This window comes from Nocardia neocaledoniensis, assembly GCF_003182135.1.
Lineage (GTDB): Bacteria > Actinomycetota > Actinomycetes > Mycobacteriales > Mycobacteriaceae > Nocardia > Nocardia neocaledoniensis.
Map to the genome: position 1 here is coordinate 847,475 of NZ_QGTL01000001.1, position 24,564 is coordinate 872,038.

The window sequence follows — 24,564 nt, forward strand, 5'->3', positions numbered from 1 at the left end:
ACTGGCCAGGGGCCAGGTGGGGCGGCATGCTCGGGGGGAGAGTCGCGCGTTGTTCAGGAGTCACATGGTTGTTCGAGGTGACCGGGGTGATGGCGCGCCGGAGACGTTGCCCGCGTTGCAGGGGCTGCCCGCTGAGGAGGCGCGGGATCTGTTCGAATTGATGCGGTCGGCGGTGACGTTCGAGGCCAAGGCGTTGGACAAGTCGATCGACTCGATCATGGGGGCGTTGCCGCGGCCGTTGCGCGCGGTGACGAAGAAGATCATGTTCGGGGGGCGATGACGGATCTGACGACGCGGGCGCAGTTGATTCTGCTGGCCCGCACGCTGCATGTGCATCCGCAGCGGGTGCACCATCTGCGCTATCTGGGGGCGGATCGGTTGCACGAGTTGCAGCAGCAGATCTCGGGGGTGCTGTTCGATCAGCACACCGAGACGTTTCGGCGGATCAGCGCGCTGGTGCCGTTCATTCCGCTGTCGATCTCGATTCCGTTGGTGCAGAAGCTCGTTCCGCCGATGACGACCGGGCGGGCGGCGGGCGCGGTGGGTGTGGAGCATCCGGTGAAGGCGGCGGAGACGTTGACGATGCTGGATCCGCGGTACGCGGCCGATTGCGCGCCGTATCTGGATCCGCGGGCGATCGAGCAGATCGCGGACATGGCGCCGACGCAACCCGTGGTCGAGATCGTCAACGAGTTGCTGCGGCGGCGGGACTATGTGACGGCGGGGCCGTTCTTGTCGTGCGCGACACCGGAATTGATCGCGGCGGTCGAGGCGGGGGTGCACGATGACGCGGGGCTGATCCATTCGGCGGCGTACGCGTACGACGTGGCGATTCTCAGCGCCGTCGTCCGGCAGTTGCTCGACGGGCCGTATCGGCGGGTGCCGCGGATGGCGCAGACGGTCCTTTCGGGGACGCCGGCGCTGCAGCACGCGGCGCTGTCGGTGTTCTCGCGGTGCGACACCGACGTGATCAGCCGGGTGGGTGATGTGCTGTTCGGCAACGCCCGGCCGCGGGATGTCGCCCTGCTGGTCATGAACGCGCTGCGGGTCGGCGCGGTGCCGGAATTCCTCACCATGGCAGGGCATCTCACGCCGCTGGGGTTGTGGACGCTGGTCGGGAACCCGGTGTTCGAGAATGCCGGGGTCGCGGCGGGGATGGTCCGGACACTGGACGGTCGTGACGACGCGGGGTGCTGGCGGGGACTGTTCACACTGACCACCCGCATGGACGAGCGATTCAAGACGATCGTCGGCTGTTCGCTCGCCGCGTTGTCCGACGCCGCGGTCGCCGAGTTGCCCGCGCGGGCGACCGAAACCGGTTGCTGGCCCGCGCTACTCGATGTGGTCGCCGTCGCCGGGCACGACGCGCGCGCTCGGTTCGGCGCCGTGTGGGCGGGGCTGGGGCCGGAACGGCGGGCACATCTGCATCGGTGCATCACCGAGCATCAGTACGACACGCGGCTGGCCGAGATCACCGCGATGGTCGCGCCGGTGGCTGTCGATCAGCTGTTCTTCCATCGTCGGCGCAAGCAGCGGTATCGGCAGGGTTGATCGCCGGCGCGACATGGATGTCGGGAAAGTGGGTACTCGGGACAGCGGCTGTCGATTCCAGGAGGAACCATGTATCCCGCTCCCGCCCAGCGTCCCGCCACCGGAGGGACGGCGGTGACCGCGGCGATACTGGCGACTGTTGGTGGCCTGGCCGGGCTCGGTGGGGTTCTCATGTACGTGGTGAACACGGTGCGCTTCGACAGTCCGGTGTTCGGGTGGGGGTTCATGCCCGGATGGGTATCGATCGTGGTCGCGGTGTCGTTCGTGATCGATCTCGTGGCCGCTGTCATGCTGCTCGTAGGGGCGGCGCAGGTGTTCGGGCGGCGTGGGTCGGGGCCGACGCTGGTGGCGCTGGGTTGTTTCGGGGTGATCGTGGCGTATCTGCTCGGGGCGTTCACGGGGCTCGTGCTGAGTCTGGAGTACGACCTTCCGATCATCAGCGGGCAGAGTTCGATCTTCGGGAACACGAGTGTGGACAGCATGCTCGGGGCCTATGTCGAGATTCCCTGGGCGATTTCGCTGTTGGTGATGGTGTTCCCGCTGGTCACGTTCACTCTCGCGGTGTTGCCGTCGACTCGTCGGTGGTGCAAGGGAACTCGTCCAGGGTGGCCTGTTCAGGGGGCGCAGCCGTACGGAATGCCTCCCGGGGCGTACCACCCGGGCAACTCTCCTTACCAGGCCCAACCGCAGGCTGTGCCGGGTTATGGCGCGCCTAAGGGGCATCCGGGCCATCCGCCGCAATACGGCCCGAGGTAGACGCCGGCAAAGCCGGCGCGTCGCCGGAGTGGCCGGTCAGGCCTCCGCGCAGCCGTCCTCCGCGCCCACCTCCACCGAATTCGTCGACCGCGGCCGGCACGACGACAACGGCCTGCACCTCGGCCAGAATCCGCTGCGCAAGTGGCTGCATCACCTGCTGCCCCACGGCGCGTTCGGCAGCGTCGACTGAATGACTCGTGGCCTGCTCGCCTTGCTGGGCAGGCATCGGCGCCTGGTCCACGAAAGCACACGGCGTCTGATATGAACGAACGCAATGAATCTGCACCAACTACGCTACGCGGACCCCGGGAAGTGGCAGGCGGCGGCGAACGACCTCCTCGCGGCGGCGAAAGACTGCGAAGAGGCGGTAGCCGAGATCCACGCCAACGGCACCCGCCGATTGGAAGAATCGTGGCCGGACTATCTCGGTGAGATCGTGCGCGGCCGAATCGTTGGAGTCACCGGCAAGCTCGAGGAGATCGGCGTCCTCCTACGCGGAGCTGTCACCGCGCTCGACACGCTGGAGGACGCGGCACGTATCGCGCAGTCCCAAGCGAGTTCGGCGATCTCGGCGGGGACCGTCGCCGGACTGCAGTTGGAAGGCGAAGCATTCGTCGTCCCCGCCGATCATCATGATCCCGATGCTGCCGAAGACGATCGCACGCGCTGCAACGCGCTGATCAAAGATGCCGTCGATGCCGCGACGCGAGCCGACGAAGAGGTGGCGGGCGCGCTGCGGAAACTCGCCATCAGTGTCGATAGCAGCTCGCTCGACGAAGCGATCAAGCAGCAATCAGCCGCGGTGACCGACGCGCTCGACGCCATCCGCGAGACGCTTCCCGCCGGGCAGTCCCCCGATGTCGTCGCACAGTGGTGGAACTCGCTACCGGTGGACCGGCGGCAGGACCTGATGCTGGCGGTCCCTGTCGAACTGCACAATCTCGATGGCATACCGGAGAACGTCAAGAAGGAGCTCGAGGGATCCAACGGCTACAACGCGGTGAAGGCGGTCGAATTCGCTCGCGCGCACGCGAACGACACCTCGATCGATATCTTCGAGAACAACTGCGCGAACTTCGTCTCCACGACGATGTCGGCGGCCGGGTTGGATTCGAAGGGCTCGCTCACCACCGACGACGACGGCTGGAACTACAGCCGGACGGCTGGGATGGATTTCGATCCGCCGGGCCCGGGATCGCTACAGGGGCTCAGCTATACCGACACGTGGTACAACGCCGAGGCGCAGAAGAAGTTCTTCCTGGACAACGGTGCACAGGACGTCGGCGTCCAAGGCGCGAAGCCAGGCGACGTGATCTATTGGGAGCACACACAGAACGTGGGCAGCTACTCCCCTGGCGAAGCTCACCACACGGCGATCGTCACCGGAGTTCTGCCGAATGGCGACGTTCTCTACACCCAGCACACGACGAATGGGAAAGACTTCAGTCTCACCGATCGCGTCGGCTTCGCGAACCAAGACGGCGGCACCCAGAACATCCGCGTCATTCGACCCAAGGAGACCTGGTAGTGGCGCGTCAGCCGAAGATCACCCTCGGTGCCGCAGCGGCCGCATTCCTCGGCGCGATCGGCGCGCTGGTCGCGGCGGATGCGATGCTCGACGACCGCAAACGTGAACTGCTTGCCACTCGCTGCGCGAAGACCGTCGACGTGCCCGGCGGCGCGGTGCTGCTCAACGCGCTCGGCGCGGGTCTGCTCATCGGCACGGCCGTACTGCTCATCGCAGTTGCCGTGTCGGTCGCGCGCAGTACATCCCGATGGAAGCCGGTCGGCCTGCTGGCTGCCGGCATCGCCTTCATCGTCGTCGGCCTGTACGCGGCACTGGTCACCTTCGCGACTGTTTCTCCAGGACCGAACGAACCCGCGTCACCCGGGTATCACCCCTGCGCAGCCAGGATCTGAGAGGAACAACCATGGGCGACATCTGCATCGACCCCGCGACCGCCTCGCAGGCGGGTAGCGCGATCTCGACGAACAGCAGCGAGTCCAGGGCCCGCGTCGAGACACAATTCGACGAGATCGCCCCCGCCGCCGAGGCCAATGACGGATGGAAGACCGGGCCGGCGCTGATCGATCTGGCGTTCCTGCGGAAGCGCGACATCCTCGCGAGTCTCGACGAACTGGAGAGCATCGGTCAGAAGATCGTCGAGATCGTGTCGGCACGTGTCTCCGTCGACGAACGCTACGCCACCAGCCTCGATCGGATCGGCAAGGCTGTGGACACGATGTCGGAGTAGTACCGCTAGGCCGACGCGGTGAAGCGGGCGCCCCATTCCGCTACGCGGGCGAGGAGTTCCGGGGGCTCGTGGATGGTGAAGGGGGCTTCGGCTCGGCCGAGGACGAGGAGGGGCCAGTCGAGGTTGTCGACGGTCATCTCGATGTGGGTGCGGGTGGCGGTGAGGGGGGTGACGGTGCACCAGCGGCCGACGCGGGTGGTGATGTCGGGGGCGGGGGCCTCGAGGTCGGCGTGGACGGTGTAGAGGGTGCGGCCGAAACCTATGCCGTCGCGGACGAAGGTGGCGGCGTCGGCGGCGGGGAGGTCGCGGGGGCGGAAGCGGACGCCGGTGGTGTGGGAGTCGGAGAGGCGGTCGACGCGGAAGGTGCGCCAGTCGTGGCGGGTGAGGTCGTAGGCGACCAGGTACCAGCGGCGGCCGAGGGAGACCAGGCGGTGGGGCTCGACCTCGCGGGTGCTGGTGCGGCCGTCGGCGGCGGTGTAGGTGAAGGTGAGGCGTTCCTCCACGCGGCAGCTCATGGCCAGGTCGGTGAGGACGGCCGGGTCGAGGTCGGCGAGCGGGACGGCGTTCCAGGCGGTGGAGATGGTCATGGCGCGCAGGGCGTCGACGCGGCGGCGCAGGCGGGTGGGCAGCACGGTGACGAGCTTGGCCAGGGCCCGCACCGACGGTTCGGCCAGGCCGTCGGCCGCGCCCTGCGAACCCGCCTGCAGGCAGACGGTGATGGCGACGGCCTCGTCGTCGTCGAGGACCAGGGGCGGCAGCGCGGCGCCGGCGGCCAGCTGATAGCCGCCGTCGACGCCGGGGCGCGCGTGCACGGGATAGCCGAGCTCGCGCAGCCGGTCGATGTCGCGGCGCAGCGTGCGCGCCGAAACACCCAGGCGCTCGGACAGTTCCGTGCCGGGCCAGTAGCGGTGGGTCTGCAGCAACGACAGCAGACGGAGGGTGCGTGCGCTCGTGTCGGCCATGTTTTCCAGTATCGCCGCCATTGCGGACAGAAACTGGCCGCAATGGTTTCTACCTTGGGTTCATGACTTCAGAGACGCTTCTCGACACCGAACGCACCGACCTGCTGGAGATGCTGGGCAAGCACCGCTTCTTCCTGCGCAACACCACTCGCGACCTGACCGACGAGCAGGCCGCGCTGCGCACCACCGTCAGCGAGCTGTGCCTGGGCGGGCTGATCAAGCACGTGGCCGCGGTCGAGGCCAACTGGGCGAAGTTCATCGTCGAAGGCCCGGCGGCCACCCCCGATTTCGACTCGATGACCGAGGAACAGCTCGCCGCCTGGTCCGACGCCTTCCGCATGCTGCCCGGCGAGACCCTCGCGGGCCTGCTCGCCGAGTACGAGCGGGTGGCCGCGCGGACCGACGAGCTCGTGCGCACCCTGCCCGACCTGAACGCGAGTCAGCCGCTGCCGGAGGCGCCGTGGTTCGAACCCGGCGCGCGCTGGAGTGCCCGGCGCACGTTCATGCACATCATGTCCGAGACCGCGCAGCACACCGGCCACGCCGACATCATTCGCGAAGCGCTGGACGGGGCGAAGTCGATGGGCTGAGCTCGGACAGGATGGCCTCGGCCGCCGCGCGGTGATCGGCCGCGGCGGCGGGGTCGTCGAGCACCTCGGCGATTCCCTGGTGCGCCATCGCCTCCTCGAAGCGGTAGCCCAGTCGCGGTGCCAGGTCGAGAGTTTCGCGATACAGGCGCGCCGATTCATCGGGAAGCCCTGCGAGACGGCAGGTTTCGGCATAGCCGTTGAGGAAGTGGATCTTCCAGTGCTCCTCGAACAGTTCGTCGAGCAGGGCGAAGGCGGCGCGGTGACTGTCCAGGGCCTCGTCGTAGCGGCCCATCTGACGCAGCGCGACGCCCCGGCAGTTCAGACACCAGGCCTCGTTGTGCTTGTGGCCGTCCTCGCGGGCCAGCGTCAGCGCCTCGGCCAGATGTTCCAGCGCCGCTTCGGGTTCGTCGGCGGCGATGGACACGCCGAGGGTGATCCGTGCGGGCAGCGACGGCGGCCACGCGGGGTCGGCGTGCGGGATGTCGAGCGCGCGGCGGGCCAGCTGGGCGGCCTGCTCGCGCTGACCGAGTTGCAGCATCGCCCACGCCTCGCTGGCGATCGCGTGCGCGGCACCCATCGGACAGTCGGCGGCGGTGTAGAGCTCGCTCGCGCGCCGGAACAGGGTCAGCGGACGTTCGACATCGCCCTCGTCCCAATGGAGTTGGGCGCGACGCATCGTCAGCTCGGCTTCGGTGAGCGTGTCGCCCGCCGCGCTCACCAGCGGTTCGGCGGCGGCGTACGCCTCGGCGGCCTCGGCCATGCGGCCCGCGTTGTAGCGGGCGAAGCCGAGATCGCTGTGCGCCTCGGCCAGCTGCAGCGGATCGCCGAGATGCTGTGCGGCGGACAGGGATTGCTCGAACAGCGCGTTGAGATGGGTGGTGCCGCAGCGGCGGGCGAAATAGGCGCGCATGAAGCGCGGCAGCTCGCAGACGTGCGTGTCGGCCCTGGCCGCGACCGCCGCGTAGAACGCCGACATCAGGTTCGTGTACTCGGAGACGAACCACAGGAACGCGGTGTTCTTGTCGGCGAAGCGGGGCAGTTCGGCCGGCGGTGATCCGGCCGAGACCGGGCGGCCCGGTGACAGGAACGGCATGGCGGCGTCGGCGGCGGCCGCGGTGTGCACGTAGTAGTCGAGCACGCGCAGCAGCGCCCGGTCCCGATCGGCCTGCGAGTCCTGGTCGAGGGTCGCGCGGCGGGCGTGCTGGTGCACCAGGTCGTGCAGGCGGTAGCGGTCCTCGGCGGGCTGCTGGACGAGGTGCGCGTCGAGCAGTTCCTCGAGCATCATCCGCGCGGTGCGCAGCGGGATGTCGGCCAGCGCGGCGGCCACGTAGTCGGTGAACGAGGAGCCGGGCAGCAGGCCGAGCAACCGGAACAGCCTGCGCTGGTCGCGGTTGAGCTGACGCACCGACATGCCGAAGGCGGTGTCGAATTCGCTGGGGCCCTCCGCCATGCGCTCCACCAGGATGCCGACCGACCAGCCGGGCCGATGCCGCAACCGGGCGGCGGCCAGGCGCAATGCCAGCGGCAGATGTCCGCACAGCCGCAGTACTTCGGCGGCGGCGTCGGGGTCCTTGGCCAGGCGTCCGTCGGGCCCGTCGCCACTGGCGCGGGCCAGCAGTTCGGCGCTCTCGGCCGCGGACAGCACGTCGAGGGTCACCGGCGGCACCTCGTCGAGCCCGAGCAGCCGGTTGCGGCTGGTGATCAGCGCGACCGAGTCGCCGGCGCCGGGCAGCAGCAGCCGCACCTGGTCGGCGTCGACGACATTGTCCAGCACCACAACGGCTTTGAGCTGAGCCAGCTCCGAGCGCCAGCACGCGGCCCGCTGTTCCACGTCCTCGCCCTGCGGGATCTTCTCCGAGGGCACCTGCAACGCGGCCAGCAGCGAGCGCAGCGCGGCATCGGGGTCGAGCGGTTGCCGGCCGTCAGTGAAGCCGTGCAGGTCGAGGTAGAGCTGGGCATCGGGATAGTCGGCGGCCAGGCGGTGCGCGGCGTGCACGGCCAGCGAGGTCTTGCCGACCCCGGCCATCCCGTCGATGGCGACCACGCGATCGGTGCGCACGGCCGCGAGGACCGCGTCGAGGGCCTCGGCCCGGCCGGTGAAGTCGGGGATGTCGCGGGGCAGATCGTTGCGCGGGGGCCGCGGCGCGTCGGCGGGCGGGCTGGGCGGCTGCACCTGGCGGCTCGTCTTCGGCGGCGCGGGCAGCGGGTTGGCGGCCCGCTCCCACAACGGGCGCAGCGGCCGCGGGTCGCGTTTGACCAGGCGGCACAGTTCCAGCACGGCGGGCCACGGCGGCACCGTCTGACCGCTGAGGTAGCGCGACAGCGATGACGAGCTCAGCCCGGTGTCGCGGGCGAGCGCGCGCACGCCCCGGCCCGACAACTCCTGGATCATGCGCAGGCGCGCGGCGAGTTCGTCCTGCGGATACGCCCGCGCCTGCTGTTGCACAACCACCGTTCCCACTCCATCGTCCCAGCCCGGTACGACTGATTTCCCACGGACAAGTGGGAGGTCAGGGCCGTTTTTCACTGTCCCACAGTGTCCCACAGGCATCGTGTTCCCGTGCCGCTCGGGCTGTTATTGAGACACACCGCGAACAGCGGAGACGACACGACGAAGGAGAACATCATGCAGTCCCGGATGCAGAACCCCGCCATGGTCCTCACCGACGCCATGGGCCCGATCCAGCAGGTCCTGAAGGCGGTGCAGACCGGCGGCGTCGACGGCGAGATCCTCGAGCTGGTGCACCTGCGGGTCAGCCAGATCAACGGCTGCAGCGCCTGCGTCGACGGCGGCACCAAGACCGCCCGCAAGGCGGGAGTGTCCGAGGAGCGGCTGGCCACCGTCGTGGCCTGGCGCGAGACGCCGTACTTCACCGACGAGGAGCGCGCCGCGCTGGAACTGGCCGAGGCCGCCACCCGCATGGCCGATCGCCCCAACGCGGTCACCGACGAGGTCTGGGACGCGGCCGCCAGCTACTTCGACGAACGTCAGCTCGCTTCTATCGTGCTGATGATCGGCGTCACCAACATGTTCAACCGGCTCAACGCCACCACCCGCCAGATCGCGGGCGCCTGGGGCTGACGCCCCCTTCACCAGAAAGGACAGACCGATGGCCGACACCTCGCACGGGGGCTTCTCCCGGTGGATGCAGCACAAGATGAACGCCAGGATGAACCGCAAGATCCGCAACGGCAAAGGCACCTTCATGGGGATGAACGTGCTGATCCTCAACACCGTCGGGCGCCGCACCGGCACACCGCGCCAGACCCCGATCTCCTGGTTCCCCGGCGGCGAGGACACCTGGCTGCTGGTCGCCTCCGGCGGCAAGAACGGCGACCCGGACTGGCAGCGCAATCTGCTGGCGCACCCCGAACAGGCCAGCATCGAACTGCCGGGCGAGTCCCCGCGACAGGTCGTGCCCCAGGTGCTCACCGGCGCGGAACGGGCGAAAGCCTGGGACGCGATCACCGCCGAGCAGCCGCGCTACGGCAAGTACCAGGCCAAGAGCGAGCACGAGTACGCGGTCGTGCGACTGTCGTCGCGATGACCACCGGCCACGGTGAGCTGCCCGGCCCGGGGCAGCTCACCGCATCGCCGGAGCCCGCTCAGGCGGGCAGGAGTCTGCCGATCACCTCGGCCAGCTGACGCACATTGCGGCACTCGTGCATCGTGACGACCTCGGTGTAGGCCTGCGCCGCGGAATCGCCGGTGTTCCATGATCGCGACGGCTCCGGATTGAGCCAGTACACCGCCTTCGCGCGCTCGGAGATCGCTTCCAGCGCAGCCAGATTCGGGTCGGTGCGGTTCGTGCGGGCGTCGCCGAGGATCAGCACGCAGGTGCGCGGGCCGACCGCGTCGAGATATCGGTCGACGAAACCCTGGAACGCCTCGCCGTAGTTGCTGGAGCCGAACCGGGTGACACCCGCCTCGCGCACGATGTCCTGCGCGAAACCCGGAGCCGGTGGCTCGCCCGGCGTGAAATAGCCGGTGATCTCGGCACAGGTGTCGACGAAGCCGAAGCTGCGGACCCGGCTGAACTGGTCCTGGAGCGCCTGCACCAGCTGCAGCGTGAACTCGGCGAAACCACTGACCGAGCCCGAGACATCCGCCAGCACAACGAGATCCGGGCGACCGTGGCGGCGCGCGCGGAGCACCGGATCGATCGGCACGCCGCCGGTCCCCATCGAGCGGCGCAACGTTCGGCGCAGGTCGATCTGGCCGCGAACCGCCTTCTTGCGCCGTACCGCCAGGCGGGTCGCGAGCTTGCGGGCCAGCGGATGCACGAGCCGGCGCATCTCGGCCAGGTCCTGCGAGCGCGCACCGAGGAAATCGACGCTGTCCCCGGCACTTTCGACACCGCGACGCGCGATGTTCTCGACACCGCGCAGCTCGGCCGACCGCAGTCTGGCCTCGGCCTGCACGGCCGCGCGGAACCGGTCGACCCGTCGACGCGCTTCGATCGTGTGCACGGCGGCGTCGAATTGTCCCGCGCCGCCGAGGGTTTGCGCGACCTCTTCGGAAATCTCGTCGGGGCGCAGCGATTTCATCGTCAGATACGACGACCAGCCCGCGCCGGAAGCCCCGCTCACCCGACCCGCGGTCTCCCCCGCGCCGCCGTAGGCGCCGAAGGTGTCGAGCGCTTCCCTGGCCAGCTCGGCGTTGTCCTCGCCCGCCACCAGCGCGGCAGTCACCCGCTCCCGCAGCGAATCGGGATCGGCGCCCGGCCGCGGCGCCGGCCTGCCACCGCCGAAGAACAGGTCGAAGAGCTGGTCGAAGACCGAGCGCTGGCCGTTGCGGCGCAGCAGGCACGCGGCCAGGCCGGAGCGCAGCAGCGCCAGGTCGGCGGTGCCGAGAACCACGATCGCGGCGGCCGCGTCGACGGTTTCGCTGGGTCCCGCGTGGATGCCGTGTTCGCGGACCAGGCCGACGAAGTCGACCAGCCGGTCCGCGGTGGGCACATCGCCGCCGAACTCAACGCGGACCGTCATCGGGCCCATCCAGTGCGAGACGCTCGACAGCGAGCCGATGGTCGGACTGGTACTTCAGCAGCACACCCAGCGTCGAGCGCACCACGCCCGCCGAGAGTGTCCGCGTGCCCAGCGCCACCAGCGTCCTGGCCCAGTCCACCGTTTCGGCGATCGAGGGCGCCTTGCGCAGCGACAGCTGCCGCAGCGCGCTCACCGTGGTCACCACCGGTTCGGCGAGCGCCGCGTCCAGCTCCGGCACCTTCAGCCGGACGATCGCCTTCTCCAGCTCGGCCGTCGGATAGTCGATGTGCAGGTACAGGCAGCGCCGCTTGAGCGCCTCGGACAGCTCCCGATGCGCGTTGGAGGTGAGCAGCACGAACGGCTTGCGCACGGCGGTGACGGTGCCGAGCTCCGGGATGCTCACCTGGTAGTCGCTGAGCACCTCGAGCAGCAGGCCCTCGATCTCCACGTCGGCCTTGTCGAGCTCATCGATCAGCAGCACCGTCGGGTCCGGATTGCGGATCGCCGCCAGCAGCGGCCGCGACAGCAGGAATTCCTCGGTGAACACGTGCTCGCGGGTGCCCTCCCAGCCCTCACCGGAGGTGGCCGTGATGCGCAGCAGCTGCTTGGCGTGGTTCCACTCGTAGAGCGCGCGCGCCTCGTCGATGCCCTCGTAGCACTGCAGCCGGATCAGCTCGGCCGAGACCGCGGCGGCGACGGCCTTGGCGAGCTCGGTCTTGCCGACACCGGCCGGACCCTCGATCAACAGCGGCTTGCCGAGCTGGTCGGCCAGGAACACCGCGGTCGCGATGTCGAGGGACGGCAGGTACCCGGCCGCGCTCAGCCGGTCGGTCACCTGGTCCACCGAGGAAAAGAACTTACTCATCGGTAACCAGTGTAGGTGGGGCCCGGATACGGCGGACCGCGGCGTCGGTGACAGCCCCGTCAGTAGGCGTGCTGCGCCGCGGTGATCCGGCCCGAGTCGATCGCCGCCAGCAACGAGAGTCGATCGGTGACGGTCTGGTCGCCGTAGGCCAGGCCGAATTCGCCCATCGCCCGGTCGAATCCGTCGCCACCGCCGAGATAGGCGGCGATGGCAACGCGGTCGCCGGAGCGGGCGTGCGCGCGAGCCAGGACCGAACCGCACAGCGCCGCGTATTGCGCCAGCTCACCGTGGGTCATCCCGGCGACATCGGCCGACCCCTTCATGTCGCGCAGCTGACGCCAATAGAAGAAGCGCCCGGCCGGACCGGTCGCCCAGCCGAGGAAGACATCGCTGGCCGACTGCATCAACCGCTGGCCCACCACCACCCGGTGGCCCTGATGGTGATACTTGCTCGGCTTCAGATGCGGCGCGAGCACCGAGGTCTCGGCCTCCTTCACCTGCAGGAACAGCGGGCTGCCCGACTCCTTGTCCATCAGCAGGACGATGAAGCACCTGGTGCCGACGCTGCCGACGCCGACCACCTTCATCGCCTGATCCACCAGCCGGTAGCGGTCGATGAGGGCACGCCGCTCGTCGGGCAGGCTGCGCCGGTAGTCGCCGAAGACGTCGTTGACCTCCTTCTCGGTGGCCAACTCGATCGGCACCAGCAGCGGCGGCTGGTTCTTGATGCGCGGGACGCCCTCCGCGTCCGGTTCGGTGAGTTTGTTCAGCGCCTGCAGGCTGGTCTTGTTGCGCGCGGAGGTCACCGTCCTGTCGAACTTCTTGCGCGCCTTGGTCTTCTGGACGAGCTCGGCGACGTCGTCGACATCGACGAGTTCGTACCAGACGGTCAGGCTGTCGGTCTCGGCGAGCTGGCGCATCGTCTCGCGGTAGCCGCGGGCGGCGGCTTCGACCGCCGTGCGCGCGCGCTCGTCGTCGCAGCCGTTGTCGCGGGCGGCGACGGCCACGCTGGCGGCCAGTCGTTTGACGTCCCATTCGAACGGTCCCGGCAGCGTCTCGTCGAAATCGTTGACGTCGAAGATCAGCCGCCGTTCGGGGGAGGCGTAGAGGCCGAAGTTCGACAGGTGGGCGTCGCCGCACAGCTGCACGGTCAGCCCGGTGTTGGGGCCCTGTGCCAGGTCGGCGGCCATGATCGCGGGCGCCCCGCGCAGAAAGGTGAACGGCGACTGCCGCATGCGCGCGTACCGGATCGGCACGAGTTCGGGCACCCTGGTCGCGGCCTGCCGCTCCAGGATCGCCACCGGATCCTCCCGATCCGGCCCAGCGCCCCACTCCCCCAGCCGCGACCGCGAGACTCGCTTCCGCGCCGCCTTCCCCTGCTCCGCCGCCTCGCCCGCGAAATCCGCCACCGTCCGGTTCGTCATCGAGCAAGTCTCGCGCTACCGCCGCCCAACAGCAAGGATCCGCGCCGAACCCGCCCCAGGCAAACGCCCGAGGGGCCCGCTCGCACCAACGGCGAACGGGCCCCTCGGGGGAAGACGCGGAACTTACGCGGTCTCGGTGATCGGGCGATCGACCCAGCTCATCAGGCCGCGCAGCTTGGCGCCGGTGACCTCGATCGGGTGCTCGGCGTTCTCCTTGCGCAGGCCCTCGAGCTCCTTGTTGCCGCCCTCGACGTTGGCGACGAGGCGCTTGACGAAGGTGCCGTCCTGGATGTCCTTGAGGATCGCCTTCATGCGCTCCTTGGTGTCGGCGTCGATGACGCGCGGACCGGACAGGTAGCCGCCGAACTCCGCGGTGTCGGACACCGAGTAGTTCATGCGCGCGATGCCGCCCTCGTACATGAGGTCGACGATCAGCTTGAGCTCGTGCAGGACCTCGAAGTAGGCCATCTCCGGCGCGTAGCCGGCCTCGACCATGACCTCGAAACCGGTCTTGACCAGTTCCTCGGTGCCACCGCAGAGCACGGCCTGCTCACCGAAGAGGTCGGTCTCGGTCTCTTCCTTGAAGGTGGTCTTGATGACGCCGGCGCGGGTGCCGCCGATGCCCTTGGCGTAGGACAGCGCCAGCGCCTGGCCCTCGCCGGTCGGGTCCTGGTCGACGGCGATCAGGGCCGGAACGCCCTTGCCGTCGGCGAACTGACGACGCACCAGGTGGCCGGGGCCCTTCGGGGCGACCATCGCGACGGTGACGTTGGCCGGAGCCTTGATCAGACCGAAGTGGATGTTGAGGCCGTGGCCGAAGAACAGCGCGTCGCCGTCCTTGAGGTTCGGCTCGATGTCGTTGGTGAAGATCGACGCCTGCGCGGTGTCGGGCGCCAGCACCATGATCACGTCGGCCCACTCGGAGACCTCGGCGGGGGTGCCGACGGTCAGCCCGGCCTCTTCGGCCTTCGGGCGCGACTTCGAACCCTCGGCCAGGCCGACGCGGACGTCGACACCGGAGTCGCGCAGGCTCAGCGAGTGCGCGTGGCCCTGGCTGCCGTAGCCGATCACGGCGACCTTGCGGCCCTGGATGATCGACAGGTCAGCGTCGTCGTCGTAGAACATCTCGACTGCCACTTGGTTGGTCCCTTCTGGTGAATTCGATGAGAAGAATTTATCGCGGGGGTTGCGGCCCGCTGGTCAGCGGGTCGCGGTGATCGACTTGGGCCCGCGGCCGACGGCCACGACACCCGACTGCACGATCTCGCGGATGCCGTACGGCTCGACCATCCGCAGCAGCGCGTCCAGCTTGGAGCGGGTGCCGGTCGCTTCGATGGTCAGCGCGTCGGGCGAGACGTCGATCACCTTGGCGCGGAACAACTGCACGGCCTCGATCACCTGCGTGCGCACCGAGGCGTCGGCGCGCACCTTCACCAGGATCAGCTCGCGGGCCACCGAGGCGTCGGCGTCCTGCTCCACGATCTTGATGACGTTGATCAGCTTGTTGAGCTGCTTGGTGACCTGCTCGAGCGGCAGATCGTCGACGGTGACGACGATGGTCATGCGCGAGATCTCCGGGATCTCGGTGCCACCGACGGCCAGCGACTCGATGTTGAAGCCGCGGCGCGAGAACAGGCTCGCGACACGCGCCAGCACGCCCGGCTTGTCCTCGACGAGAACGCTCAGGGTGTGGGTTGTGCTCATTCCTGGTTGCCCTTCTCGAATGCCGCCTGCTCGCGCTCCATCGCCTCGTGGATGACGGCCGGTTCGGCGACCGCCTCGTCCTCGTCGAAGAGCGGGCGGATGCCGCGGGCGAACATGATCTCGTCGTTGCTGGTGCCCGCGGCGACCATCGGCCACACCTGGGCGTCCTTGCCGACGATGAAGTCGATCACGACCGGACGGTCGTTGATCGCCTGCGCCTGCCGGATCGCGGGCTCGACGTCCTCTTCCTTCTCCACGCGGATGCCGACGCAACCGAGTGCCTCGGCCAGCTTGACGAAGTCGGGGATACGCAGGGTGTGCGTGCCCAGATCGGTGTTGGAGTAGCGCTCCTCGTAGAACAGGGTCTGCCACTGGCGGACCATGCCGAGGTTGCCGTTGTTGATCAGCGCGACCTTGATCGGCACGCCCTCGACGGCACAGGTGGCCAGCTCCTGGTTGGTCATCTGGAAGCAGCCGTCACCATCGACCGCCCAGACCTCCTTCTCCGGCGTGCCCATCTTGGCGCCCATGGCGGCCGGGACGGCGTAGCCCATGGTGCCGAGGCCGCCGGAGTTGAGCCAGGTGCGCGGGTTCTCGTACTTGATGAACTGCGCGGCCCACATCTGGTGCTGGCCGACGCCGGCGCAGTACACGGCCTCGGGACCGGCCAGCCGGCCCAGCGCGTCGATGACGAACTCCGGCGACAGCGAACCGTCGGTCGGGGTCTTCCAGCCCAGCGGGTAGTTGTCGCGGATGCCGCTGAGGTAGGCCCACCACTCGGTGAGGTTCAGCAGCGGCGCGGCGCCTGCCTGCGGATCGGCCTTGAGGGTCTCGATGAGCTCGACGATCACCTCGCGCGCGTCGCCCACGATCGGGACGTCGGCGTGACGGTTCTTGCCGATCTCGGCCGGGTCGATGTCGGCGTGGATGACCCGCGCGGCGGGCGCGAAGGAGTCCAGCTGGCCGGTGACGCGGTCGTCGAAGCGGGCGCCGAGGGTGATCAGCAGGTCCGACTTCTGCAGGGCCGCGACGGCGCCCACGGTGCCGTGCATGCCGGGCATGCCCATGTTCAGCCGGTGGCTGTCGGGGAACGCGCCGCGCGCCATCAGGGTGGTGACGACCGGGATGCCGGTCAGCTCGGCGAGCTCGAGCAGCTCGGCCGAGGCGTCGGACTTGATGACGCCGCCACCGACGTAGAGCACCGGCGCCTTGGCCTCGAGGATCATCCTGGCGGCCTCGCGCACCTGCTTGCCGTGCGGCTTGGTCACCGGGCGGTAGCCGGGCAGGCGCATCTCCGGCGGCCAGGAGAAGGTGGTCTGGGCCTGCAGCGCGTCCTTGGTGATGTCGACCAGGATCGCGCCCGGGCGACCCGAGGCGGCGAGGTAGAACGCCTCGGCCAGGATGCGCGGGATGTCGATCGGGTCCTTGACCAGGAAGTTGTGCTTGGTGATCGGCATGGTGATGCCGGAGATGTCGGCTTCCTGGAACGCGTCGGTGCCGACCAGGCTGGAGGCCACCTGACCGGTGATCGCCACGATCGGGACCGAGTCCATCTGCGCGTCGGCCAGCGGGGTCACCAGGTTGGTGGCGCCGGGGCCGGAGGTGGCCATGCACACCCCGACCTTGCCGGAGGCCTGCGCGTAGCCGGTCGCCGCGTGACCGGCGCCCTGCTCGTGGCGCACGAGCACGTGGCGGACCTTGGTGGAGTCGAACAGCGGGTCGTAGACGGGAAGGACCGCGCCGCCGGGAATGCCGAATACGGTGTCGACGTCGAGCTCTTCGAGGGACCGGACCACCGACTGCGCGCCGGTGACGCGCTCGGGCGCGACCTGGCGGCGGGTGGGGTTGGTCGCCGGGCCGCCAGCGGAGGGCTGGCCGGCCGAAGGCGCTGACCTGCGGGCCGATGGCCCGGGTCGTGCGGTTGGTGCACTCACCGTCTTCGTTCCTAACTTTGTCGTTCTGACCCCGGACAACACTGGTGTGCCTGAACACGCGGTGCCTTGACATAAAAAATCCCCCGACCAGCACAGGGCTGTTCGAGGGTGGCGCGTCGCAACGCGAGCTGACGTATTCGACTCAGATAGTCAGGCTCAACGCTGGACGCGCCGGCCGATTACGAGCAACTCGTTTCTGATCACGCACACGACGTTATGCGCGCGTGAACCGAAGAGTCAAACAGACTACTCTCTGCATCCCATTATGTGGGATGCGAGTGGTTGCGTGGGTCCGTGTACCAGGATGCGAGGATAGGAGGGTGTCATCACCGCATCAGTCCGTGCCACCGGCTAAATCGTCCCACACCACCGACGCGGGAACCGATACGGGTCGCCCGACGCGGCCCGGCGGTCTGCGCGGCGCCGGACCGGGGCGCCTCGCGGCGATCGGCGCGGTGGTGCTCGCCTACCTCGCCTTCGTCGTCGTCGGCACCGTCCAGGGCTGGTCGCTCGGGCTGCGGATCGGGCTGATCGTGCCCGCCGCGGTGATCGTCTGGCTGCTGGTGCCGCGCAAGCCGAGCACCCCGACGCCCGGCGTGCGCGTGATCGGCGTGCCCAAACTGGCCTACATCGGCGTGCTGGTGCTGGCGTTCTGCGTGTTCTTCCCGTTCGTCGGTTGGCCGGTCGGCCTGTGGTGGCTGCTGCTGTTCCCCGTGATCGCGATCGTCTGGGTGATCAGGACGCACACCACGATCTCCGACGCCGGTCTCGACCTGAGCTCGATGTTCGGTTCCAAGCACCTGGACTGGGCGCAGGTCAAGGGCATCAGCATCCCCAAGCGCGGCTACGTGCGCGCCCGCCTGGCCGACGATTCCGAGGTGAAGCTGCCCGCCGTGGGCTACGACCGGCTGCGTGAGCTCATCGACGCCTCGGGCGGCCGCCTGCCCGATGTGTTCGGCGCCGCCGAGCAGGCCGAGACCGAGCGGATCGCGGCCGAACGCGCGGCCGAGCGGGCCGAAGCCGAGGCGAAGACCGAGGAGACCGGCGAGCAGGACTGAGCGTCGGCTCGGTCACTGTGGGAATCGGCACGGTGCGCGGCGCTGTTGTACCGGTAAGCTGACGGCACCCGGGCACCCCGCGCCGACGGCACCACCGCGGCGACACCCTCCGGAGCGACACTCCCGCCTCGAGCCCGGTTCCATCGCCCTTGCACGCCCCACCGGCGCGACGCGACCACCGCGCGCCGGAGTAACGTGGAAGGTTGCCGGACGCACCGCGCACTCGCACTGTGCGGCGCAGGTCAGCCCCCTGCGCGCACGCTTGGACGCACCCAGCGAAACTACGAGGACTCCCCCATGCCACCGCTTCGTTCACGCACCACCACCATCGGCCGCAATGCCGCGGGCGCCCGCTCCCTCTGGCGCGCCACCGGGATGACCGACTCCGATTTCGGTAAGCCGATCGTCGCGATCGCGAACTCCTACACGCAGTTCGTGCCGGGCCACGTGCACCTCAAGAACATGGGCGACATCGTCGCCGAGGCCGTGCGCGCCGCGGGCGGCGTCCCGCGCGAATTCCACACCATCGCCGTCGACGACGGCATCGCCATGGGCCACGGCGGCATGCTGTACTCGCTGCCCTCGCGCGAGATCATCGCCGACTCGGTCGAGTACATGGCCAACGCGCACACCGCCGACGCCCTGGTCTGCATCTCCAACTGCGACAAGATCACCCCGGGCATGCTCAATGCCGCCATGCGGCTCAACATCCCGGCCGTGTTCGTCTCCGGCGGTCCGATGGAAGCCGGCAAGGCCGTGGTCGTCGACGGCGTCGCACACGCGCCGCTGGACCTCGTCAGCGCGATCTCGGCGAGCGCGAACCAGGCGGTGTCCGAGGACGGCCTCGACGAGGTCGAGCGCTCGGCCTGCCCGACCTGTGGTTCGTGTTCGGGCATGTTCACCGCCAACTCGATGAACTGCCTGACCGAGGCGCTCGGCCTGGCCCTGCCCGGCAACGGCTCCACGCTGGCCACGCACTCGGCGCGCCGCGCGCTGTTCGAGAAGGCGGGCACCGTCATCGTCGACATCGCCACGCGCTGGTACCGCGACGACGACGCCTCCGTGCTGCCCCGCAACATCGCCAACGCCAAGGCCTTCCGCAACGCGATGGCCCTCGACGTGGCCATGGGCGGCTCCACCAACACCGTCCTGCACACCCTCGCCGCCGCGCAGGAGGGCGAGATCGACTTCGATCTGGCCACCATCGACGAGATCAGCCGCCGGGTGCCGTGCCTGTCGAAGGTGTCGCCGAACTCGGACTACCACATGGAAGACGTGCATCGCGCCGGCGGCATCCCCGCCATCCTCGGTGAGCTGCGCCGCGCCGGCCTGCTCGAGATGGACGTCTCCACCGTGCACACCGCCGACTACGCGGAATTCCTCGACACCTGGGACATCCGCTCGGGCAAGGCCTCCGACGAGGCGCTCGAGCTGTTCCACGCCGCGCCCGGTGGCGTGCGCACCGTCGAGCCGTTCTCCACCAGCAACCGCTGGTCCTCGCTGGACACCGACGCCGTGGGTGGCTGCATCCGCGACCTCGAGCACGCCTACACCGTCGAGGGCGGGCTGTGCGTGCTGCGCGGCAACATCGCGCCCGACGGCGCGATCCTCAAGACCGCCGGCATCGACGAGGACCTGTTCACCTTCGAGGGCCCGGCCGTGGTGGTCGAGTCGCAGGAGGAGGCGGTGTCGATGATCCTGGGCAAGAAGATCCAGCCCGGTGACGTGATCGTCGTCCGCTACGAGGGCCCCTCGGGTGGTCCCGGCATGCAGGAGATGCTGCACCCCACCGCCTTCCTCAAGGGCGCCGGGCTGGGCAAGGTGTGCGCGCTGATCACCGACGGCCGCTTCTCCGGCGGCACCTCGGGCCTGTCGATCGGGCACATCTCCCCCGAGGCCGCCCAGGGTGGCGTGATCGGCCTGATCGAGAACGGCGACCGCATCCGCATCGACGTGCACACCCGCGCCCTCGAGGTGCTGGTGTCGGACGAGGTGCTCGCCGAGCGCCGCTCGAAGATGGACGCCTCCGAGCGCCCGTGGCAGCCGCTGCATCGCGAGCGCCCGGTCACCACGGCCCTGCGCGCCTACGCCGCCCTGGCGACGTCGGCCGACAAGGGCGCCGTCCGCCAGGTGCCGTAGCCCACAACGCCGAAATCCCCGGTCCCGCACTGCGCGAGGCCGGGGATTTCCGCTTTCGTCACACGTGCACGGGGTGCGGGCTGCTCGATGGGTCGTCCGTGGCCGTCCGCGCCGGGATGAGCGCGGTCGCGAGCAGACCGATCAGGACGAAGCCCGCGGCCAGGTAGCCGCCCAGGGTGATGCCGGCGGTCATCGCGGTGCGGCCGGCCTCGGCCACCTCGCGCGTCTGCGGCTGCGCGGCGAACCCTTCGATCGCCGCGCCCGCGCTGCTGGTGACCGCGTGCGCGTACTGCTGCGCCTGCGCCGGTGGCAGGCCCGTGGTGGTGAGGTCGTCGTCGACCTGGGAGCTCAGCGTGGTGAAGAAAACCGTGGTGAGCACCGCGATGCCGAGCGCGGAACCGAGCTGACGGAAGGCACTCTGAATACCGGAGGCCTGCCCGTTGTCGTTCTCCGGGATCTCGGCCAGCACCACATTGGTGACCTGAGCCGTCGCGAAGCCGACGCCGATGCCGTACACACACAGGATCAGCGAGATCGCCCACCAGGAACTGTCGGTGGCGGCGAAGAAGGCGAGCGCGGCCAGGCCGACGACCTCGAGCGCCAGCCCGAGCCGCACCATGTTCAGCGGCGAGGCCTTGCCCGCCATCCCGAAGCTGGCGCCACTGGCGATGAAGCTCCCGATGGCGATGGGCACCAGCGCCAGCCCGGATTGCACTGCGCTGTAACCGAGGGTGAACTGCAGCCACAGCGGCATGACCGCGACGATGCCGAACTCGCCGAGCCCGATGATCAGCGTGGCGACATTGCCGTTGCGGAACGAAGTCAGCCGGAACAGGCTCAGGTCCATCAGCGCCTTGTCTGCGTCGGCACCGCGCCGTAGCAGCACCTGCCGCACCACGAACCCGGCCAGCGCGAGGACGCTCAGCACGAGCGCGACGAGCACCGGCGAAGGCCCGCTGCCCCAGGTGAGGCCGCCGATCCCGAGCGGATGGACTGTGCTGATCCAGCCGTAGGTGCGGCCTTCGACCAGGCCGAAGGCGAGCAGGCCGAGCCCGGCCACCGACAGGACCGCTCCCAGCACGTCGAGCCGGCCCGCCACCTTCGGCGAGGGCGCGAGGCACGCCAGCACCCCGATCACGATCAGCACCGCCAGCGGCACATTGATGCCAAACGCCCAGCGCCACGACACGTGTTCGGCCAGCCAGCCGCCGAGCAGCGGTCCGAGCGCGGCCGCGGCGCCGATCGTCGATCCCCACACCGCGAACGCCTGACCACGCGCTTTGCCGGTGAAGGTGGCGTTGAGCAGGGCCAGCGAGGTCGGCAGAATCATCGCGGCTCCCGCGCCCTGCAGGAACCGCGCGACGACGAGCAGCCCGCCGCCGGGAGCGAGCCCGGCCAAGATGCTGGTCGCGCCGAACACTACGACACCGGCGACGAACACCCTGCGCGCGCCGACGATGTCGGCGATCCGCCCCACCACCAGCAGCAGTGCCGCGAACACGATCGCGTAGGACTCCTGAATCCATTGCGCTTCGGTCGAACCCGTCTGCAGGTCTTCGATGATCGACGGGATGATCACGTTCACGATCGTGGTGTCGACCACGATCAGCGCGACGCCGAGGGCGATCGCGATCAAACCCAGCCATCGGCGCACGGAGACACCCGGACTCATCGCATACTCCTATTTCCATGGTGGAATAATTCCATGGTCAAAGTAGATTCCGGGCAATAGGATGTCAAACGATGCGAAAGGAACCCATGAGCCGCTCGGACGCCCGCGCCCAGCACGAACGACTCCACGAGGGCCTGCGGGCCTACGGTGCGAACTATCGCGAATTCACCCGGCGGTTCGCGGCCTGGCTCGGGTTGCACGCCACCGACGCCGAGGCGCTCATCGAGATTCTCACCGCCGAGGAGCGCGGCGGGACGCTGTCACCAGCCCGGCTCAGCGAACGGATCTCGTTGTCCAACAGCGCGACGACGGCGCTGCTGAACCGGCTCGAGCACGCGGGTCATATCGTGCGCAGCCGGGAACACGACGACCGCCGCGTCATCACGCTGCGCAGCACCGCCCGCATTCAGGAACTCGCCGACGAGTTCTTCGGGCCGCTCGGCGCGCGGGTCGTCGACGAGGTGATGGGCCAATACTCCCCCGAGGAACTGCGGCGGTTCGAAGCGTTCCTGGCCGATATGCGCACCACGATGACAGCGCACCTGGCCGAACCCGCGCCGCCGCAGCCGTCGGGGCTCAGTTGAACGGGCCGATGCCTGTCAACGGGTTGCCGCCGTGGAGGAACCAGTAGGCCGCGATCGCCGCGGCGATCGACAGCAGGATCACGGTGAACGAGCCGTAGGCGGGGCGGGTCGCCCAGCCGCGGCCGCGGTCGAAGGACCAGCGGCCAGGACCGGTGAGGATGATCGCGGCCGCGGCGCCGACCAGGATGGTGTCGATCTCGACGCCGGTGGGGGTCGCGGCGTTGTACTGGAAGCCGGGGACCATGCCCTGCTTCCACATCCACGCGGTGAGGATCGTCGCGAGCACGGCGCCCGCGGCGAGCGGGGTGGCCAGTCCGAGGACCAGCAGGATGCCGCCGCCCAGTTCGCCCGCGATCACCAGGGCCGCCGACAGCGTCGGGTAATCCCAGCCGCCGCTCTCCATCATCGTCTTGGTGCCGTCGAGGCCGGGGCCGTGGAACCAGCCGGTCAGCTTCTGCAGGCCGTGGTAGATGAAGGTGTAGCCGACGACCAGGCGTAGCACGAACAGGCCGAGATCGAGGGTGCCGCGGCGCGCTTCTCGATTGCGGCGCTGCAGCCGCACCGAGCCCGCCGAGGCGGCGGCCGCGGGCGGGATCGACGCGTAGCCGTAGCCGGCGTCGTCGTCCGCGTCGCCCGCGAGGGGCACCTCGTCGCCGGGGTCGAGGCCGAGGTCCTCGTCGGTGCGTGGAATGTCCTTGTGCAGGTCCGGTTTCGGCATCTGCGTGGTCGGCGAGTCGTACGGGCTGGTCACCGGCTGGCCCGCCGACGACGCTGCGGGTCCGGGCTGCGACGACCCGTCGGCGTCGGGTGTGTCATTCGGCTTCGCGCTCACCGACTCACCATAGGACGTGCCGCCGCCGAGTGCTGCCCTTCCCCGGATCAGGCGTGTCCGGCCCCCACGGGTGCCGGTAACGTCTGTCCCATGAGTTCGGTTTTCGCGGGACGCGTGGTAGTCGGCTTGACGCTGGGCGCCGTGCTGGTCGCCGGGTGCGCACGGTTCGACGAGTCGGCGTCGAGTCCGTTCACCACCGAACCGTCGCTGGGTGGGTCCGACGCGCAGCCGAAGAAACCCGAGGACTCCCCCTCCCAGGTGCCGCGCCCGACCGGGCCGTGCATCGACCCCGACCCGAATGTGATCGCCACCTGTCTGGATTCCGGCGCCGGGCTGATCCCGCTCGGCGACGGCGCGCTCGTCGCCGAGCGCAAGACGGGCCGCATCCTGCAGGTCACCCCGGTCGACGCGAGCACGCCGCAGCCCGCGCCGGTGGAGGTTGCCAGCGTGGCGGTCGACGGGTCCGGCGACGGCGGCATCTCCGACATCGCGCTCTCGCCCACCTTCGGCGAGGACGGGCTGATGTACGCCTACATCACCACCGGCAGCGACAACCGGGTCGTCCGGTTGTCGAAGAACGGCGGCGCGCCCAAGGAGATCCTCACCGGAATTCCCAAGGGCGCCACCGGCAATCGGGGCGCCATCGAGTGGGCGACCCCGACCCAGCTGATGGTGCTCACCGGCGATGCCGGAAACCCCGGCGCCGCAGCCGATCCCGGCTCGCTCGGCGGCAAACTGCTTCGGCTGGAATCACCTTCGTCAGGGACCAACACCCCGCAGGTGGTGGCCTCGGGTATCGGCACGGCGGGCGACATCTGCCGCGACGGCAAGAACGGCATGTGGGTCACCGATCGCACGGCCGCCGAGGACCGGCTCCAGCACCTGGGTACCGACGGCGCGCTGACCGTCTCCTGGACCTGGCCCGATCGGCCGGGCGTCGGCGGGTGCACCGCCACCGGCGACGGCGTCGCGGTCGCCCTGAGCGAGGGCAAGGCCCTGGCCGCGGTCGGCGCCGATGCCAACACCTTCGCCGTGACCACCGCCCCCACCCTGATCGCCCAGGACAAGTACGGCAAGCTCCTCGGCGCCACGGCAGGCGCCGACGGCAGCGTCTGGGTGACCACGATCAACAAGACCGACGGCGAGCCCGGCGAATTCGACGACCGCGTCGTCCGCATCCCGCCCCCGCAGGGCGGCGCCGGCGGACCGGACTAGGAAAGCGAACGCCCCCACCGGATTCCGGTGGGGG

24 protein-coding genes are annotated in these 24,564 nt (G+C 69.4%); 14 read left to right on the plus strand and 10 right to left on the minus strand.

The annotated features are described in order from the left end of the window. Positions 1–64 precede the first annotated feature (64 nt). From DFR69_RS33815 to DFR69_RS03940, 7 genes are all read left to right on the plus strand, one after another. The gene (locus tag DFR69_RS33815; RefSeq protein WP_146229188.1) at positions 65–280 is read left to right on the plus strand and encodes a hypothetical protein; all 216 of its coding nucleotides are present in this window, start codon (positions 65–67) and stop codon (positions 278–280) included. Then, the gene (locus DFR69_RS03920) at positions 277–1,551 is read left to right on the plus strand and encodes a hypothetical protein (protein ID WP_244198059.1); all 1,275 of its coding nucleotides are present in this window, start codon (positions 277–279) and stop codon (positions 1,549–1,551) included. Before DFR69_RS33815 ends, DFR69_RS03920 begins: the two co-directional genes overlap by 4 nt. Before the next feature lie 69 nt (positions 1,552–1,620). Continuing rightward, complete coding sequence (locus DFR69_RS03925; protein WP_110035956.1) at positions 1,621–2,307, plus strand: resistance to Congo red protein; 687 nt, start codon at positions 1,621–1,623, stop codon at positions 2,305–2,307. A 28-nt stretch (positions 2,308–2,335) separates the two neighbouring features. Then, positions 2,336–2,497, plus strand: a complete 162-nt coding sequence (locus DFR69_RS34325; protein ID WP_167456139.1) for a hypothetical protein — start codon at positions 2,336–2,338, stop codon at positions 2,495–2,497. 84 nt (positions 2,498–2,581) lie between these two features. Beyond that, positions 2,582–3,835, plus strand: coding sequence for an amidase domain-containing protein (locus DFR69_RS03930; protein ID WP_110035957.1), 1,254 nt, complete (start codon positions 2,582–2,584; stop codon positions 3,833–3,835). After that, positions 3,835–4,227 (plus strand): hypothetical protein, encoded by a 393-nt coding sequence (locus DFR69_RS03935; protein ID WP_110035958.1) that lies wholly within the window; start codon positions 3,835–3,837, stop codon positions 4,225–4,227. The genes DFR69_RS03930 and DFR69_RS03935 overlap by 1 nt, the downstream gene beginning before the upstream one ends. 11 nt (positions 4,228–4,238) lie before the next feature. After that, positions 4,239–4,562, plus strand: a complete 324-nt coding sequence (locus DFR69_RS03940) for a hypothetical protein (protein WP_110035959.1) — start codon at positions 4,239–4,241, stop codon at positions 4,560–4,562. 5 nt (positions 4,563–4,567) lie between these two features. On the opposite strand, the gene DFR69_RS03945 is transcribed toward DFR69_RS03940, so the two are convergent. After that, on the minus strand, positions 4,568–5,524 hold the full coding sequence (locus DFR69_RS03945) for a helix-turn-helix transcriptional regulator (RefSeq protein ID WP_110035960.1): 957 nt from the start codon (positions 5,522–5,524) through the stop codon (positions 4,568–4,570). A gap of 62 nt (positions 5,525–5,586) precedes the next feature. On the opposite strand from DFR69_RS03945, the gene DFR69_RS03950 reads away from it, so the two are divergent. After that, positions 5,587–6,114 (plus strand): DinB family protein, encoded by a 528-nt coding sequence (locus DFR69_RS03950; protein WP_110035961.1) that lies wholly within the window; start codon positions 5,587–5,589, stop codon positions 6,112–6,114. Here the strand turns inward: DFR69_RS03950 and DFR69_RS03955 are convergent. Further along, a complete protein-coding gene (locus DFR69_RS03955) occupies positions 6,074–8,566 on the minus strand; it encodes a tetratricopeptide repeat protein (RefSeq protein ID WP_244198060.1) in 2,493 nt (830 codons plus the stop codon). The genes DFR69_RS03950 and DFR69_RS03955 overlap by 41 nt on opposite strands. Before the next feature lie 174 nt (positions 8,567–8,740). Between DFR69_RS03955 and DFR69_RS03960 the strand changes: the two genes are divergently transcribed. Together DFR69_RS03960 and DFR69_RS03965 are read left to right on the plus strand one after the other, a co-directional pair. Continuing rightward, a complete protein-coding gene (locus DFR69_RS03960; RefSeq protein WP_110036151.1) occupies positions 8,741–9,196 on the plus strand; it encodes a carboxymuconolactone decarboxylase family protein in 456 nt (151 codons plus the stop codon). Between the two features lie 28 nt (positions 9,197–9,224). Beyond that, positions 9,225–9,662 carry a nitroreductase family deazaflavin-dependent oxidoreductase gene (locus DFR69_RS03965; protein ID WP_110035963.1) on the plus strand — a complete coding sequence of 146 codons (438 nt, stop codon included), beginning with the start codon at positions 9,225–9,227 and terminating at the stop codon, positions 9,660–9,662. Positions 9,663–9,720: 58 nt separating this feature from the next. On the opposite strand, the gene DFR69_RS03970 is transcribed toward DFR69_RS03965, so the two are convergent. The 6 genes from DFR69_RS03970 to DFR69_RS03995 form a co-directional block, all read right to left on the minus strand. Further along, positions 9,721–11,103 (minus strand): vWA domain-containing protein, encoded by a 1,383-nt coding sequence (locus DFR69_RS03970; protein WP_110036152.1) that lies wholly within the window; start codon positions 11,101–11,103, stop codon positions 9,721–9,723. Beyond that, positions 11,087–11,968 carry an AAA family ATPase gene (locus DFR69_RS03975; RefSeq protein ID WP_110035964.1) on the minus strand — a complete coding sequence of 294 codons (882 nt, stop codon included), beginning with the start codon at positions 11,966–11,968 and terminating at the stop codon, positions 11,087–11,089. The genes DFR69_RS03970 and DFR69_RS03975 overlap by 17 nt, the downstream gene beginning before the upstream one ends. Before the next feature lie 59 nt (positions 11,969–12,027). Next, the gene (locus DFR69_RS03980) at positions 12,028–13,392 is read right to left on the minus strand and encodes a DUF2252 domain-containing protein (RefSeq protein ID WP_110035965.1); all 1,365 of its coding nucleotides are present in this window, start codon (positions 13,390–13,392) and stop codon (positions 12,028–12,030) included. A 123-nt stretch (positions 13,393–13,515) separates the two neighbouring features. Then, positions 13,516–14,517: a ketol-acid reductoisomerase gene (gene ilvC, locus DFR69_RS03985; RefSeq protein ID WP_186817432.1), complete on the minus strand. Its 1,002-nt coding sequence runs from the start codon at positions 14,515–14,517 to the stop codon at positions 13,516–13,518. A 75-nt stretch (positions 14,518–14,592) separates the two neighbouring features. Continuing rightward, positions 14,593–15,096 (minus strand): acetolactate synthase small subunit, encoded by a 504-nt coding sequence (gene ilvN / locus DFR69_RS03990; protein ID WP_019048314.1) that lies wholly within the window; start codon positions 15,094–15,096, stop codon positions 14,593–14,595. Further along, positions 15,093–17,030 carry an acetolactate synthase large subunit gene (locus tag DFR69_RS03995; protein WP_110035967.1) on the minus strand — a complete coding sequence of 646 codons (1,938 nt, stop codon included), beginning with the start codon at positions 17,028–17,030 and terminating at the stop codon, positions 15,093–15,095. The genes ilvN and DFR69_RS03995 overlap by 4 nt, the downstream gene beginning before the upstream one ends. Positions 17,031–17,350: 320 nt before the next feature. Between DFR69_RS03995 and DFR69_RS04000 the strand changes: the two genes are divergently transcribed. Together DFR69_RS04000 and ilvD are read left to right on the plus strand one after the other, a co-directional pair. Next, entirely contained in the window at positions 17,351–18,088 is a 738-nt protein-coding gene (locus DFR69_RS04000) for a PH domain-containing protein (RefSeq protein WP_244198061.1), read from the plus strand. A gap of 297 nt (positions 18,089–18,385) precedes the next feature. Next, positions 18,386–20,227 carry a dihydroxy-acid dehydratase gene (gene ilvD, locus DFR69_RS04005; RefSeq protein WP_110035969.1) on the plus strand — a complete coding sequence of 614 codons (1,842 nt, stop codon included), beginning with the start codon at positions 18,386–18,388 and terminating at the stop codon, positions 20,225–20,227. 58 nt (positions 20,228–20,285) lie between these two features. Here ilvD and DFR69_RS04010 read toward each other — a convergent pair whose 3' ends face one another. After that, positions 20,286–21,899 (minus strand): DHA2 family efflux MFS transporter permease subunit, encoded by a 1,614-nt coding sequence (locus tag DFR69_RS04010; protein WP_110035970.1) that lies wholly within the window; start codon positions 21,897–21,899, stop codon positions 20,286–20,288. Between the two features lie 71 nt (positions 21,900–21,970). Here DFR69_RS04010 and DFR69_RS04015 point away from each other — a divergent pair, with 71 nt between their 5' ends. Then, positions 21,971–22,483, plus strand: coding sequence for a MarR family winged helix-turn-helix transcriptional regulator (locus DFR69_RS04015; protein WP_244198062.1), 513 nt, complete (start codon positions 21,971–21,973; stop codon positions 22,481–22,483). On the opposite strand, the gene DFR69_RS04020 is transcribed toward DFR69_RS04015, so the two are convergent. Then, positions 22,476–23,315 carry a DoxX family protein gene (locus DFR69_RS04020; RefSeq protein WP_110035972.1) on the minus strand — a complete coding sequence of 280 codons (840 nt, stop codon included), beginning with the start codon at positions 23,313–23,315 and terminating at the stop codon, positions 22,476–22,478. The genes DFR69_RS04015 and DFR69_RS04020 overlap by 8 nt on opposite strands. Positions 23,316–23,405: 90 nt before the next feature. On the opposite strand from DFR69_RS04020, the gene DFR69_RS04025 reads away from it, so the two are divergent. Beyond that, positions 23,406–24,530, plus strand: coding sequence for a PQQ-dependent sugar dehydrogenase (locus DFR69_RS04025; RefSeq protein ID WP_110035973.1), 1,125 nt, complete (start codon positions 23,406–23,408; stop codon positions 24,528–24,530). Positions 24,531–24,564: the final 34 nt, after the last annotated feature.